Source organism: Flavobacteriales bacterium (assembly GCA_021739695.1).
Taxonomy (GTDB): domain Bacteria; phylum Bacteroidota; class Bacteroidia; order UBA10329; family UBA10329; genus UBA10329.
This window is the reverse complement of record JAIPBM010000019.1, coordinates 1-14820: the sequence shown is the minus strand read 5'-3', so window position 1 is coordinate 14820 and position 14820 is coordinate 1. Positions and strand designations below refer to the sequence as shown.

Annotated in this window: 13 protein-coding genes; 3 read left to right on the top strand and 10 right to left on the bottom strand. The window is 45.2% G+C overall.

Features of this window, described 5'->3' with window-relative positions; genetic code table 11:
- Positions 1–3: 3 nt before the first annotated feature.
- From K9J17_12230 to K9J17_12210, 5 genes are all read right to left on the bottom strand, one after another.
- A complete protein-coding gene (locus tag K9J17_12230; protein MCF8277492.1) occupies positions 4–753 on the bottom strand; it encodes a UDP-2,3-diacylglucosamine diphosphatase in 750 nt (249 codons plus the stop codon).
- Positions 753–3794: a M1 family metallopeptidase gene (locus tag K9J17_12225; protein ID MCF8277491.1), complete on the bottom strand. Its 3042-nt coding sequence runs from the start codon at positions 3792–3794 to the stop codon at positions 753–755. Before K9J17_12225 ends, K9J17_12230 begins: the two co-directional genes overlap by 1 nt.
- A gap of 87 nt (positions 3795–3881) precedes the next feature.
- Positions 3882–5015 (bottom strand): AhpC/TSA family protein, encoded by a 1134-nt coding sequence (locus tag K9J17_12220; protein MCF8277490.1) that lies wholly within the window; start codon positions 5013–5015, stop codon positions 3882–3884.
- Positions 5012–6463: an Asp-tRNA(Asn)/Glu-tRNA(Gln) amidotransferase subunit GatB gene (gatB, locus tag K9J17_12215; GenBank protein ID MCF8277489.1), complete on the bottom strand. Its 1452-nt coding sequence runs from the start codon at positions 6461–6463 to the stop codon at positions 5012–5014. The genes K9J17_12220 and gatB overlap by 4 nt, the downstream gene beginning before the upstream one ends.
- A gap of 21 nt (positions 6464–6484) precedes the next feature.
- Positions 6485–7483, bottom strand: coding sequence for an acetyl-CoA carboxylase carboxyltransferase subunit alpha (locus tag K9J17_12210; GenBank protein MCF8277488.1), 999 nt, complete (start codon positions 7481–7483; stop codon positions 6485–6487).
- Between the two features lie 227 nt (positions 7484–7710).
- Here K9J17_12210 and K9J17_12205 point away from each other — a divergent pair, with 227 nt between their 5' ends.
- The 3 genes from K9J17_12205 (at position 7711) to K9J17_12195 (ending at position 10195) form a co-directional block, all read left to right on the top strand.
- Positions 7711–8310, top strand: coding sequence for a hypothetical protein (locus K9J17_12205; GenBank protein ID MCF8277487.1), 600 nt, complete (start codon positions 7711–7713; stop codon positions 8308–8310).
- Positions 8311–8500: 190 nt separating this feature from the next.
- Positions 8501–9106 (top strand): Crp/Fnr family transcriptional regulator, encoded by a 606-nt coding sequence (locus K9J17_12200; protein ID MCF8277486.1) that lies wholly within the window; start codon positions 8501–8503, stop codon positions 9104–9106.
- Positions 9107–9127: 21 nt separating this feature from the next.
- A complete protein-coding gene (locus K9J17_12195; protein MCF8277485.1) occupies positions 9128–10195 on the top strand; it encodes a hypothetical protein in 1068 nt (355 codons plus the stop codon).
- Here K9J17_12195 and K9J17_12190 read toward each other — a convergent pair.
- From K9J17_12190 to K9J17_12170, 5 genes are all read right to left on the bottom strand, one after another.
- Positions 10184–11338 (bottom strand): aminotransferase class V-fold PLP-dependent enzyme, encoded by a 1155-nt coding sequence (locus K9J17_12190; protein MCF8277484.1) that lies wholly within the window; start codon positions 11336–11338, stop codon positions 10184–10186. The genes K9J17_12195 and K9J17_12190 overlap by 12 nt on opposite strands.
- A 41-nt stretch (positions 11339–11379) precedes the next feature.
- Positions 11380–11877, bottom strand: coding sequence for a GNAT family N-acetyltransferase (locus K9J17_12185; protein ID MCF8277483.1), 498 nt, complete (start codon positions 11875–11877; stop codon positions 11380–11382).
- 395 nt (positions 11878–12272) lie between these two features.
- Positions 12273–13154, bottom strand: a complete 882-nt coding sequence (locus K9J17_12180; GenBank protein MCF8277482.1) for a hypothetical protein — start codon at positions 13152–13154, stop codon at positions 12273–12275.
- Positions 13155–13165: 11 nt separating this feature from the next.
- Positions 13166–13408 (bottom strand): hypothetical protein, encoded by a 243-nt coding sequence (locus K9J17_12175; protein ID MCF8277481.1) that lies wholly within the window; start codon positions 13406–13408, stop codon positions 13166–13168.
- Between the two features lie 289 nt (positions 13409–13697).
- Positions 13698–14144, bottom strand: a complete 447-nt coding sequence (locus K9J17_12170) for a hypothetical protein (protein ID MCF8277480.1) — start codon at positions 14142–14144, stop codon at positions 13698–13700.
- Positions 14145–14820: the final 676 nt, after the last annotated feature.

The following is a 14820-nucleotide window of genomic DNA, read 5'->3' as shown; positions in this document are numbered from 1 at the left end:
GCATTAACTTAATCTTTCAACCTTCAATTCCCCGCCATCCCAAACGGCATAGTGCGGTTCTTTGAACCAATGCCCTAGGTTGATGTATCGGGAGTTATTGCCCACCACGCGGTCTAGCACCAGGTGACGGTGCCCGAAAATGAAATAGTCGAAGTGTTCCTTCTCTAGCGCGGTCTTACAGTATTGCAAGAGCCATTCGTTCTCATCGCCCTTGTAAATCTCGTCTGCAGCAAAGTTGGCTTCGCGGCTACGGCCACTCCAGAAATTGGCCAGGCCCACGCCAATATCTGGGTGCAGCCATTTAAAGAGCCAGATGCATAAGGGGTTGGAAAATACCTTCTTAATGAACTTGTAACCGTGATCGCCAGGGCCGAGTCCATCGCCATGCCCGACAAGGAATTTCTTGCTGTTCCGTTCGAGTGTAATTGGTTTGCGGTGCATTTTAGCGCCTAGTTCCTCTTCAAAATACTGGAACATCCACATATCGTGGTTGCCCGTAAAGATGTGCACCTGAATGCCTTTGTCGCAGAGTTCGGCCAGTTTGCCCTGAAAGCGCACAAAGCCTTTTGGAATTACCGTTTTATACTCGTACCAGAAATCGAAGAGGTCTCCCACGAGGTAAACTTCCGCAGCATCTTTCGAAATATCATCGAGCCATTTCACCAGCAAACGCTCGCGCTCAAGGCTTTTTTCCTTGTTCGGAACGCCCAGATGAAAATCGGATGCGAAGTAGATCTTCTTAGCTAGCACCATTACTTGAGTAGGCTTTTCAAACGTTGGATCGGTTTCAATTCGTTGAGGTTGAAGGTAAAACGTATTTGCTGACCGTAATTGTTGGTGGCCAATTTGACGTTGTCCGATACATCTCTGGAGTAAAGGAAGGGAAAATGCACTTCCAACACATCCCTTACCACAATAACGCTTACTCCGAATTCGGCCAAAAATTGCTGAGAACCGGGGAACACACTTTTGGCTCTGGCGTAAGTTCCAACGCTGGCAAACAGTTCGATGGGAATTCTGCGATAAAGAGTGGAACTGAGGTTGAGCGCCAAGATCCAATCGTTTGAACTACCTATGGAGAAATTGCTTTTGAATCCACCGTCTGCTTCCATCAGCTGTTGTGATAAGAATCCATTATCGAGTTTACGACCGATAAAGGTGCCTTCATAGAGGTAATCTTGAAATTCTCTGAAGGAAGCCATTCGGAAATTGAACGCAGGAGTAGATGAGCGGTTAATGAATTTGCCGAAGAACATGCGCGCCCTAATTCCATAGCCACGTTTGAATTTGAAACGATAGATGGCTTCGATTCCGAACTTGGCTTCATTGTTCAACCATTGGAGATCGGCAGTAAGCTCCGCAATGTGTGGAGCGTATGCACGCTTGAAATGGTAGGTGATCTGCGGAATGTTGCGGATCAGCTTTCCCTGTTCGGTGAAAAACATCGTGTTTCGCAGGCGGATACTCTGATTCATATTGCTTCGTCTCTTATTCGGAAGAAAATCGAAGAGCAAGTATTGCCGCATGATGTTGCGCGGCAACTGCGGACTGTAGGCATCAGTTGGATTGTAGAACGGAGAAATACGCCCCACGTTGAAACGCTGACCTTCCAACCCGATGGTGACATTGGGATAGCGATGTTCTTGATGGAAGGTGTAGGACATGCGGCCAGAGCCTGTAATGGTCTTGGAATCGAAGGCGTACATGGGCATGATCATGTAGCTGAATTTGTTCTCAGGCGCCATGTCGTTGTACACGGCAAAACCAAGCATGAGACCATCGTAAGTGTTCCAACCCAAGGTGGGCGCCAAGGCAAATTGAGAACGGTAAGGGTTTTCGTAATAGCCTACAAATCGCGGCTGTATCGGTTCCACTTTGCGCAGAAAACCCTTCACTCGCATGCTGTTGTTCTTGCGGTTGATGTCGGGAATGACCTCTTCAGAATCGATGACCACACGATCGCACGATTTGCAGGCAAGTGTTACCCAACCGGTTTTCTTCACAGGCTCGAACCATTGGGTGATGACTGTGTCCTTTCCAGTAATACCACTGATGGGGAAAGGGCCTGCAATTTTACCCATGTTCCGCACCTTTATCTTCAGTTTTCCGTCTTCCTTCTTGATCTGTGCAATGGAATAATCCAGTTTGCGGTGACTTCCGATCACATCGTCTAAGAACCACGGTAGCGAATCTCCCACCACATCGATCATTACTTTTTTGAGGTCTTCTGGCTGTGGATGCTTGTATTTCCATTGCTGATAATAGGAAAGCATGATCTCGTCCATCTTCTCTTGACCCAGATACTTCATCAGGTAATTGAAAACCAAAGCTGTTTTGGCATAAACGATGGTGCCGTAGTTGATGCTGGTGTAGTCTTCAGACGGCAGATCAATGGCCTGATCGGTATTGGTTCGTGCTGCCAAACGATAAGCGTGTTCGTTCAAATGTTTCTGGTCGAGATTGTAAACGCCCGCCCACTTCATTCCAAAATTGATAAGCTTTCGTCCCCCGTACACGTCTCTGAATTTCAAGTTCGGATACTTCTTATCCATATAGCGTGATTCGATGAAGGAGTTCAAGCCTTCGTCCATCCACGGATGGTCGCGTTCGTTGCTGCCAAGCATACCATAGAACCAGTTGTGTCCCACTTCGTGCATGATGGTTTCTTCGAGATTCTTGGCATTGCCGCTTTCGCCAATGATGGTCACGTTCGGATATTCCATGCCGCCTCCTTCCGAGAGCACGCCATCCACAGCCGTTACCTGATTGTAAGGATACTCGCCCACCCACAGCGAATAGTAATACGTGGCATCGTTCAGATACTCGATGGAATTCTTCCACAGGTCGGCCTCGTTGTTCGTAAACATGGCCCACGTGGTCACTTTCCGTTTGGTTTTTGGAAGTTCCACTTCGCCCTTTAGCACGTGGTAGCGCTTATCGGCAAACCAAGCAAAATCGTGGACTTTCTCTTGATGATAGTGGAGTGTTTTTGTGCTTGATGCGGATGCAGGGAACGACATGTCGCGGTAATCGAATTCAGCAATTGCTTCGGTTTCTTTTACCTTTTCATCTAGCCAAGCGAGTTCAGATTCACCATTTACAAGATCGCCCGTGGCGCCCACCACGTAATTCTGCGGCAAGGTGATGTGAACATCGAAGGTTCCGAACTCGGAATAGAATTCGCCTTGTCCGAGGTACGGCATCTGGTGCCAGCCATCCTTATCGAACACCGCTGGTTTTGGATACCATTGTGTGATCTGATAGGCTTGCCCCAAATGTCCCAAGCGCGAAAAGATGCCTTTCGGAATTTGAACAGTAAAAGGCGTGGAAATGGTAATCCGTTCTCCAGGTGCCAGCGGTTCATTCAGGAATACGCGGCAGATATCTTGGTTGCGATGGTCAATTTCCATGCGCGCCTTTTGCCCATTGATCTGAAAGTCGAGGCTATCTATCCAGCCTCTGTCGCTTGGTTTGGAAAAGAAGAGCGTGAGGTCATTATCCTGCCGCATCTGCTTGCTAAGCGCAGTCTGGCCGTCCTTGTAGGCGTTGGGCCAAATGTGAAACCAGATGAATGTGAGGGTAGAAGTGGAGTTGTTTACGTATTCGATGGTTTCGGTGGCATGGAGCTGGTGCCGCTCGTCATCCAAGGAAACGTGGATTTCGTAGTTGACTTCCTGTTGGAAGTATTCCTGCCCAGAACCGATAAACGGAAAAACGGAACAGCAGATGAACAGAACAAGTGAAAATGTTCTTGCTATCGTTACAATGGAGGTGACACGTAAGCAATCTCTCACCAGAATAGTTAAAGATTGCTTCGTTCCTCGCAATGACGTGCTCTTGCTATGGTTTCTGTACGGATTACTCCTTAATTGAACGGCAAATTATTGGAAGATTTCCTCTAGCTTTTGTTCCAATTCTGCACCACGTAGGCCAGAAGCGATGATGATGCCATTTTGATCTACCAAGTAGGTCATAGGAATGCCGTCCAAGTTGTAAGCAGGGATAAAGCTCGATTGCCAATATTTGAGTTCAGAACCGTGTTTCCAGATCAAACCATCTTGTTGGATGGCGCCTACCCAACTTTCCTGATTCTGATCTAAGGAAACACCGAATATCTCGAAGCCTTTGTCTTTGAATCGGTTGTAAACCTTGAGCACATTCGGGTTTTCCATTCTGCAAGGTTTGCACCATGCAGCCCAAAAATCGATCAGCGTTACTTTACCTCGGAAATCAGAAAGTTTGATGGTTTCGCCTTCAGGCGTTTTTAGCACCAATTCTGGTGCTTGCGCTCCGATCTGCGTTCTGCTGGCTGCCTGTTGTTTCGATTTCATCTCAACCAATTGCAGCTTATATTTCTTAACGTAATCCGATTCTGGAAGTGCTGCCGTAAGATCTTCAGCAACTTTCTCAAATACATCTAGGTCTTGTGCTGGATTGAGCGATTGTACAGCCGAAAGCGATGCAAGTGAACTGGAATTTTCGTTAATGAACTGGATAACGTATTGACGTTTTTCTTCTTGCATTTGCTGGAAAACGCCATCAATGTTTTGTGCAATGGAATCCAAGCGAGGATGCCCAGCTTGCTGATACGCTTGAAACGACTTTCGAAGGCTGTCTGTTTTTTCGTAATCCAAGCGCAGACGTTGGTCCAACACTCTCAGTTTGTCTGAACCTGCGGAACCGCTGATCTCGTAGCTCTGGTAGAAATCAAGGGCATTTCCTTTCAATTCTGCCTTTTCGCCTGCGTTCAAAAGCAAGATCACGAAGTTGTTCTTATTGACGCTAAGACGGTAGAATGCAGGTTCGGTGATTTCTCCCGTACTGAGTTTAAAATCTCCGTTCTTACTTACTTCAGCAGAATCCACGCCTTCGGCTGCAGATGAAGAGAGACGTTCCAACAACATGGTTTCACCTTCTGCGTTTGCCAGGTTTCCGTGTATGGTTGCGTCTTTTTGGGCACATCCTACCAGAAACAGGAAGGTGGCCATCGGTATAAGAATTGCTCGTTTCATCATCCTTGTAGTTTTTGTCTTACTAATTGATTGGCCAGTTTCGGGTCGGCCTTGCCCTTGCTCAATTTCATCACTTCACCCATAAAAAGGCCGAGCACGCCTTGCTTTCCGCCACGGTATTCTTCCACTTTATCTGGATACGCTGCCAATGCTGCATCTACCCATTCTTCCAGTTGTCCGCTATCGCTTTCTTGGATGAGGTCGAGACTTTGGGCAATCTCCAGCGGAGCCTTATCAGGGTTTTTGCATAGCTCAGGGAATAGTTTCTGAGAAGCAGCCGAATGGCTCACTTTCCCTTCGTCTATCAAGGCAATCAGCTTCGCCATTGTTTTTGGTTTCACCGGAAAATCTTCCATGTGAACAGCAAACTCATTCAAAAACGATTTGATATCGCCTGTTACCCAGTTTGAAGCAGCCTTGTAATTCGTTGTGTGCGAAGTCAGTTCGTTGAAGTAAAGCGCCACAGGTTTGCTTTCTGTCAAAACGCCTGCATCGTATTCGTTCAATCCAAAATCGTTCGTGAACTTCTTGTGTAGTTCGTTTGGCAATGCTGGCATGGTGGCTTTCACATCCGCAATCCATTGCTTATCCACAATAACTGGTGGCAGGTCTGGCTCTGGAAAATAGCGGTAATCGTTGGCCATTTCCTTGCTTCGCATCACAAAGGTTGTTCCCTTGGCGGCATCGAAACTTCGCGTATCCTGACTGATCTCTCTACCAGCTTCCAATTCTGCGATCTGACGGTCAATCTCAAACTCAATGGCGCGTTGCACGTTTCGCATGGAGTTCATGTTTTTTACCTCCACGCGTCTTCCGTACTTGTCTGAGCCTTTCAACATCACCGAAATATTGGCATCGCAACGCAAACTGCCTTCTTCCATGTTGCCATCGCAGATCTCGAGGTAGCGCACAAGTTTTCGCACTTCCATCAGGTAATCGTAGGCTTCATCGCCTGTTCGGATGTCTGGTTCTGAAACGATTTCCAACAAAGGAACTCCAGCACGGTTCAAGTCAACAAGCGTATCAAATGGGTCTTGATCGTGCATGCTTTTGCCTGCATCTTCTTCCATATGAATACGGGTAAGACGAATGTATTTCGCTTCTCCGTTAGCGAGTTTTATCTGAATCGACCCACCATTGCAAATAGGCGTGGTGTCTTGCGTTATCTGGTAGCCTTTTGGAAGGTCGGCATAGAAATAATTTTTGCGCGCATACTCGTTATATTCTCGAATGCTGCATCCGCAGGCCAACCCCAACTTGATGGCGCTGTTTACTACCTCACGGTTCACCATTGGCAGCGTGCCAGGATGACCAAGTGTCACCACGCTCACATTGCTGTTCGGCATTCCTCCGAATTCAGTGCTATCGCTGCTGTATGCCTTCGATTCGGTAATAAGTTGCATGTGCACCTCTAAACCGATGATAGGCTGATATTTATCTCTCACACTCATTTAAATGGGCAATGGATTGGATTATGCTTCTTCTTCAGGTTCTTTCTCATTTGTCAGTGCCCATTCAAGATAAACACCCATTTGGCTGTATTTCTCGATGCGTTTGTCAACGCGTTCCTGTGGATCCTGATTATGCAATCGGGTTAAGTGTTTTTTGATCTCTTTCTTCACGTTGGCAAAGGTCTCATCGTAATTCCTATGAGCACCACCTAATGGTTCTGGAATGATTCCAGAGATCAGTTTGTTCTCAAGAAGGTCTTGTGGTGTGAGTTTCAACGCAGTGGCCGCTTGCTCTTTATGGTCGCGACTTCTCCAAAGAATAGTCGAACAACTTTCTGGAGAGATAACGGAATACCACGTGTTTTCAAGCATGAAAACCTTGTCGCCAATGCCAATTCCGAGGGCGCCTCCAGAAGCACCTTCGCCAATGATCACACAGATGATCGGCACCTTTAATTGCATCATCTCAATCAGGTTCCGCGCAATTGCTTCGCCTTGTCCGCGCTCTTCCGCTTCAATACCCGGAAAGGCTCCTGGCGTATCGATGAAGGTGATCACAGGTTTGTTGAATTTCTCCGCCAATTTCATCAAGCGAAGTGCCTTGCGGTAGCCTTCAGGATTGGCCATTCCGAAATTTCGGTACTGACGCATTTTGGTGTTGATGCCTTTCTGTTGTCCAATAAGCATCACGGTTTTTCCATCGATGCTTCCGAAACCGCCAACCATCGCTTTATCGTCTTTTACGGTTCGATCGCCATGCAGTTCAATAAAGGTATTGTCGGTAAGCGCATTGATGTGCGCCAATGTATAAGGTCTGCTTGGATGGCGAGCCACTTGAACCCGTTGCCAAGGCGTAAGGCTTCCGTAGATCTCTTTGGTGCGCAGAATAATGCTGAGCTCCAATTCTTCAATCGTTTTGCTCGCATCTACCTTGCCTCGTTCCTGAATAGCACGCGATTTTTCGAGCTGTTCTTCCAACTCTTGAATATCACTTTCAAAATCAAGAAAGGTTACTGCCATGGTTGTAAATTTAGGCTGCGAAGATAGTTGATGCGATGGACTATGTGTTCCGCACTTTGAATGTGAATGGAGCATCAACTTTCATTGATATGAAGCAAGTTTGGAGTAATGATCTTTCTTGGTTGTCGTTCAATGAAACGAAGGCAGTTCCGGCTACTGTTGAAAACTTTACGACAAATGACCTAACTACCGGTTGTCGAATGGCGTAAACCTTAAAAATGCTCGCCATGAAAAAGTTAGTTTGTCTTTTCATTCCAACGGTGCTCTTGTTGAGTTCGTTCGGGCCAACGGCAACGGTAGAAGACCACAATTATCAAGTGCTTTTGGACGGAAAACCGATCGGAACATACACCGCCAACAGAACAGAAGTGAACGGAACGGTCAACTTCCGAGTAGAAACGAAGACCGCTGCAGGCCTCATTCGTCCTTCAGAGCACAAATTGGTGCTGCTAACCTCTTATTCAGATTCAAAACTGATCTCGTCCACTACCAAAACGTGGATTGATGAAACCTTGGAAACGAGTTTCGGGATTCAGTGGGAAGGCGACAGATACATTACACATCAAGGTGAGGACGAAATGGAGCTTTGCAAAGAGTTGGTGAGCTACAGTTCTGCTTGCGTGTATTTTGACGAGCCGATCGGTAGAAGCACCATTTTCAATGAGCGATATGCGATGGATCTGGAAGTGGTTGATCTTGGCGATCATCGATATGAAATGATCTTGCCTGATGGAGGAAAGGAGCGCTACGCTTACAAAAATGGCAAAGTGATAAAGGCTGAATTGATGAAAAGCTTCACCACGATCACACTCAACGTACTTCCGTAGTTTTTTCGGACACAATGCAATGAAAGAGCGACCCTTGGGCCGCTCTTTTTTTTGCGCGCATTTTCAAGTTCGCATGGAGTGCGATCAGGCATGAAATCAGTGCGTATAAACCATCCGAACCTACTTCTCCGTTGCCGTACAACACTGAGCGGTACATTTGACTTATATCAATTCTTAAGTTCAAAAAACAATGGAACAAGTACTGGAACGCATTGAAGGCTCTTTCGCTTTACAGAGCTACATACAAGGAATCGTTGACTTCTCGGAGGATGAAATGGAGATCATCATGGCGCATTTTAAGCCCATGGTAATTCCTGCTTCTGAGTATTTTGTAGATGAAGGATTGGTCTGCAATAGCATCGGATTTATCACCAAAGGATATGTGCGTACTTTTTACGAGATCAACGATCAGGAAGTAACCACTATGGTGCTCGGAAAACACAATATTGTCACGGCCCACACAAGCTTTACGCTTCAGCGGCCGTCCATGTCGTACATACAGGCCATTAACGATTGCGAATTGCTGGTGATGAGCTACCAGAGCATGCAGAAACTGTACGACCGTTTTCCGAAATGGGAGCGATTGGGGCGATTGATAACTGAGCAGGTTTACGGTTATATGGAAGGTCGGGTAGTGGATTATTTGAGTTTGAGTCCCGAAGACCGTTACCGGAAAATGTTGACGCAGGACGCGAAGTTGCTGAAGCACGTGCCTTTGCGCTACATCGCTTCCATGTTGGGTGTAACACCCGAAACCTTGAGCCGAATTCGGAACAAGGTTCACAAAGGAGGATGATCTTCGCGTAATTTCGGGTCGATGAAATCGATTCGAACTTTAATTCATACGACCCTGTTCGCTTCTTGCGGATGGGGTCTTTTTTCGTGTAGTAATAAGCCTGCTACAGAACCTGAGCTGACTATTGCAAGCGTTCACATCGAGCCTATCGAACGTGTAACGAAAGCAAGCATCCGAGGACTCTATTTGGTGAATGATTCCGTTGCTTGGGCAAGCGGAACGGGAGGAACGTTTCTGCGAATGACAGATGGAATGGAGTGGAAATCTGATACGGTAGCGGGTTTTACGCATCTCGATTTTCGGGATGTTCACGGGTTTGACGCCAACACGGCATTGCTCATGGCAGCAGGCGAGGAGGGAAGAATTCTGAGAACGGAAGATGGCGGCATTTCTTGGACTGAAGTGTATACGCGTTTGGATTCGGGAATCTTTCTGGATGGAATGGATTTCCGTGGGAATGTGGGCTTTTGTTATGGTGATCCAATCGATGGAAAGTTTGTGGTTCTCCGTTCGGAAGACCAAGGGAAAACGTGGAAAGAACTTGATCCATCTCTCATGGTTCCATCACAAGAGAAAGAAGCTGGTTTTGCCGCTAGCGGAACGGGAATTATTGCGGGCAATAAGGTGAATTTCATTGCTACAGGCGGTGGTGCAACTGCTCGCATCATGACCTTGGAAGAGACCAAAGGCCGTTGGACGGCTTATGACACACCGCTTCGTTCTGAAGACGGATGCGGCATCTTCTCGATTTCCAAGACCAAAAATGGTCTGGTGGCGGTTGGCGGATGCTATTTGGATAGCACGAATTCGCTAGCAAACTGTGCTGTTTCGCTGGATGAAGGAAAGACCTGGAACTTGATTTCCAAAGATCAGCCAAGAGGTTATCGTTCGTGCGTGGCTTATTCTTCCGAAGCCAATTTGCTGATTGCAAGCGGAAGGACCGGAATGGAATATTCGATCACAGATGGCGCTACTTGGATTCCGATAACGGACGAAGGCTATTACACTTGCGCGTTGGCCAATTCGACTGGTTGGGCGATGGGAAAGCGCGGAAAGATGGCGCGGTTAACTTGGGAATCAACCAAGTAGATTCGTGGTCTTCTTTATTTCTTCGAAGGCAGCGAATAGCTTATTCAATTCTTCCTGCGTGTTGTAGCCCTGAAAACTGTAGCGCGTGTACACGTGATTTCCGTGCGGGAAAACAGGAATTTCGATGCCGTATTTCTGGTAAAGCATTTCGCCCAGTTTCACAAAATCGGGACAGGAGATCTGAACGCTGCACATCTGTCCAAGAAAATCGTTGGTAATAGGGCAGAGGATCATTCCGTTGGTGGCTTTTGCAAATCGTTCGTAATTGGCTTGCGAAATCTTCCGTGCATTGGCTGAAACAGTTTCCCAATCAAAATCCTTTCGGAATTCAATCGCCTTTGGAATACTGAGGAATGCCGAGAAATCGCGGGTTCCTTGCAGCTGATGATAATCGATGAATTGTGAATGCGTTGGCGTATCGCTTTCATAACCCCAACTGATCACCAAGGGATCGAACAAGGCTTGCAGTTCGCGTTTCACATACAGGAACGAACTGCCTTTTGGCGTCATCATCCATTTATGGCACGAACCCGTGTAAATATCTGCGTTCAGGGTGGCCAAATTCAGTGGTAGATGTCCTGGCATGTGCGCACCATCAACAATGGTTATCAGCCCAAGTTCCTTTGCCCGAGCACAGATTTCCTCTACAGGCAGAATGAGTGCCGTTGTGCTGGTAATGTGGCTGATAAATACCGCTTTTGTTCTTGGAGTAAGCCCTCTGAAGAACGCTTCTATGATCTGTTCCTTGCTTGTTACAGGCAAGCTTATTTTCTGCTGAATGTACTTCGCTCCGGTTTTGCGGCAGTAGTAATTCCAAGTACGGTCCATGGCGCCATATTCCAGATCGGTGGCAAGGATCTCATCGCCTTCTTTCATCGGAAAGCTCTTGATGATGATGTTCATCGCGTAGCTCGGATTCATGGTGTACACCACATCATCTGCATGGCAACCGATAAAATCGCCTAAGGCTTTGCGCGCATGGAAGAGCAATTCAGGGCCTTTTCTAACGTAGAACGCAACCGTATTTCGTTCCAGTTCCAATTGCCATTTCTGGTAATCTTCGAACACCGATTTGGGGCATGCCCCGAACGAACCGTGGTTCAGATGAATGATGTCAGGATTGAGCAGGAATTGAGATCGGATGTCGGCCATGAGCGTTGATAGTTGGCCGAAAAATACACACTCTACGAGCTTATTTTCAATTGCATGAAAACCAGATCGAGCCAGCGATTGAACTTGAAACCTGCTTCAGGCAATCTGCCTGTTATTTCGAAGCCGAATTTCTCATGAAACTGAATGCTTTGCACATTGGTGGCCTCTATTACACCGACCATCGTGTGCAATCCTTGGGCTTTGGCCTGTGTTATCAATGCCGTGATAATGCCGGTGCCGATGCCTTTATTATGCACGTTCGGATTGACATAAAGACTGTGCTCCACACAGAAACGATAGCCAGATTTTGGACGGAACATGGCGTAGGTTCCATAGCCCAGAACGGTCTGGTCTTCAGAAACGGCCACCACCACGGGATATCCGACATCCACGCGTGCGTGGTACCATTCCAGAAGCTCTAGCCACGTGAATGGCGCTTCGCTCCAAATGGCAGTGGAGTGGAGAATATGATGATTGAGAACCGTTAAGATCCCACTCAGGTCGTCTTCTGTTGCTGCGCGAATGTTCATGATCAAATGGACTGCGAATGTCGCCACTAAATGAACGAGTTGTTGCCTATGTAGCGGCACTTTTTATGGGGTTTGCAAGTGCCTTCAAGCATTTTTGAATGCGCAAGAGAAGCGATTGAGGTTTTGAGGAGTAGCAGAGCTGTTACGCTTAAGTGAAAGACGCGACATCTCAGGAGCATAAAAGGTTAATTTGATTGCAAACAACCCCACTGATTTCTTTGGGTGGGATGAATTTGACTGGGGAAAGCTAACGGTTTGTGGCTTGGCGCAGTGGCGGCTTTCGGAGAACAAAACTGTCTGCCAGCACAAAACTTGATACGAAAAACAAAGTTTCATTTAACCACTGAACCGCCTATTTCTTGTAGGTGCTGTTATATGCCGCCTTTCTTGTCATTCTATGTGTTTTGTATGAAATAGCAAGCAACTTTTGATGTCGGCTCAAAGAATACAAATAAGTCTCCGTCACCCCAAAAATTCAGCTCTTCATAATAGTGTCTATACCACTCGTCTTTGGGTTCAACATTTGTCCGTTTTGCAGTTACTCCACCGTTTAATTGACAAAGAAACTTCATTCTTTTACCCGATTTTGGGCACATTGGTATGTCGGGGTATTGTATCCAATTTGGAAGTCCGGAATGTCCTGTTCCTGAAAATTCTTCTTCTTCAACAAATGAAAATTTCATTTCATTAAATACTATCTCAGAAGTTTGATTTAAGTCGTCATCGTGTGAAGTATCAGCTTTTTCAACTTCGTCACGATTGATTATTGTCGGTTTATTTGGATTTGTATAGTCTAAAAATACATTACCTATATTTAGATAAATTGGGCAAGTCAAATGAACTTTAAAAGGTAACCAACTAAAATTTTTGTCTTGATTGTCAATGAACCCCAAATATTGAAATGGAACAACACAATTATTCTCTGGTAGTTGAAAGTCGTTTGGAATTTCACCACCGAGTTGATGTAGTCCATCTTTGTTTTCAACTAACTGCAATAATCTGTTTTCTTCAAACTTTTTGTATTCAAGTCCAATTTCGTCAGCTTTAAGTTCTCTGTCCTTTCTGTTTCCTTCTTCATAATCGTAAGCTCTGATTAGTTTATTATTTTCAAAAACTAATTCAATTCCACTGTAAAGTGTCTCGACAGTTCCCTTATTTGTAATTTGTGTCGCAATGAAATTATCACATTGTTGATCTCCGTTCAAATGAACTTCCCAACCTGCAAGAAAAACACTTTTTGTCTTGCTATTTTGTTTATTAAATAGGTTTTTAAACATTGTTCTTTATTTTATTGTCTGTCGTCATAAGGTGGCATATAACGTTTTGCGGCTTGGCGAAGGTGGCGATTTTTACCACAAATGTTGATGCGGAGAACCAAACTTTGATTAACCACAAATGTGTCTGCGGAGCACTGAACCGCCACTTTTGCCAAACCCGTGTTAGCGGTTCGGGCTTCTTTATTTTGTGAATTCAATTGTGCTTGTATAAGTGTCATACGTTTTTCTGTCGAGTCTGTAAATATACATTTCATTGAATTTTTTATTCAATCTTTTTACTATCATAATTGGTTCGTTGTTGCGATAAATAGTGTCACCGCTTATAGTTTCTGAGTTGTCGTCAAATCTCACAAGTCCGCCAGTTGTTCCAAGCCATTCTCCTTGTTCTTTTATGTATTCAATGTCGACAGGTTGAAAGTAGCTTGAAATTATACTGTAGATTGCTGGAAATGCTTGTCTATTATAAATGCCAAATGCAATAACCAATACTATCAGTCCAAATAGAACCTTATATTTTTTAAGTCGTTTTAGCATATAATTTTATCAATTCCAATTATACCAATAATATCGTCCAAGTCCTAAATTGCTAAAGAGTTGCAAGTGTCCTGCGATAAGTCCTACGAACATTACCAGAGCAATTATTTTGTTTGTCAATGTTTCTTGTTTGTTCCTAAAAATTGTCGCCAATAAAATTCCAAATGTTGGCAATAGTCCAACGAACAAAAGCATATGTATCCATCCAAGTCCTTCGTTGTCGTGTGAACCGCCTGAGTATAGTTTTATTGAAATGTCGTTTAATGCTACAAATAAATATGTCAACGCACTTAATAAAATGCTTTTGATATTTTTTGTCCCGAAGCAAACAAGTGAGGTAGTGATTGTCAAAAAAATTGGTGTCAGCATAATTCCATTTGGAGCAAAAAAATGTCCAATGAATCCGTTTAAAATTACCGTCAATGTCGCAAGTGCTAATGCTATTTTATTGTTCATATTTTTCTGTCGGTTGTGTCGTCATAGCCTGACCGCTAACTTGTAAATATGCGCATGTTTTTATGTTCCATTATTTATTTAAACTATTGAAAATTAAAATGATGGAATTCAAATAACAATAATGCGCATGTTTGAATTTGCTAAATAGATAACGAAAATGCGCATGTTTCATAGCTTATCCAATGGGCTCTTGATTTTCTTGATGTCGCGGTCTGTTATCTTGGCATAGATAAGGGTGGTGCGTATGTCTGAATGGCCCAGCAGTTTCTGTATGAATCCGATGTCTGTGCCAGCTTACATCAGGTGGGTCGCGTAGCTGTGACGCAGGCTGTGAATGCCTGCATCCTTGTACTTGGTTTTAGTCCGCAAATTTGGCTCATAATAGAAGCTCTTTTTCCCTGTTCAGCCCCACAATAGTGGGTTTTCGAGCCAAAAACGGGCTTTTCGGCCCCAACAGGATTTTCATGTTTTCCCAGTCTGCAAATTTGTAAGGCGCTCTTTGAATAAGTAGAAACTATACAGCAACGAGCTGCAACTGGGTCTGTTCAACGAACTGTGTCAACCCTGAAGGTTGGCCGCGGCCAACCTTCAGGGTTGTGTCAATCGGTTTTCAAATATGATCATCATCTGTGACATTGTAAGGTTCCATCCGTTAAGTGGTCTTGTCCAGTTCTTT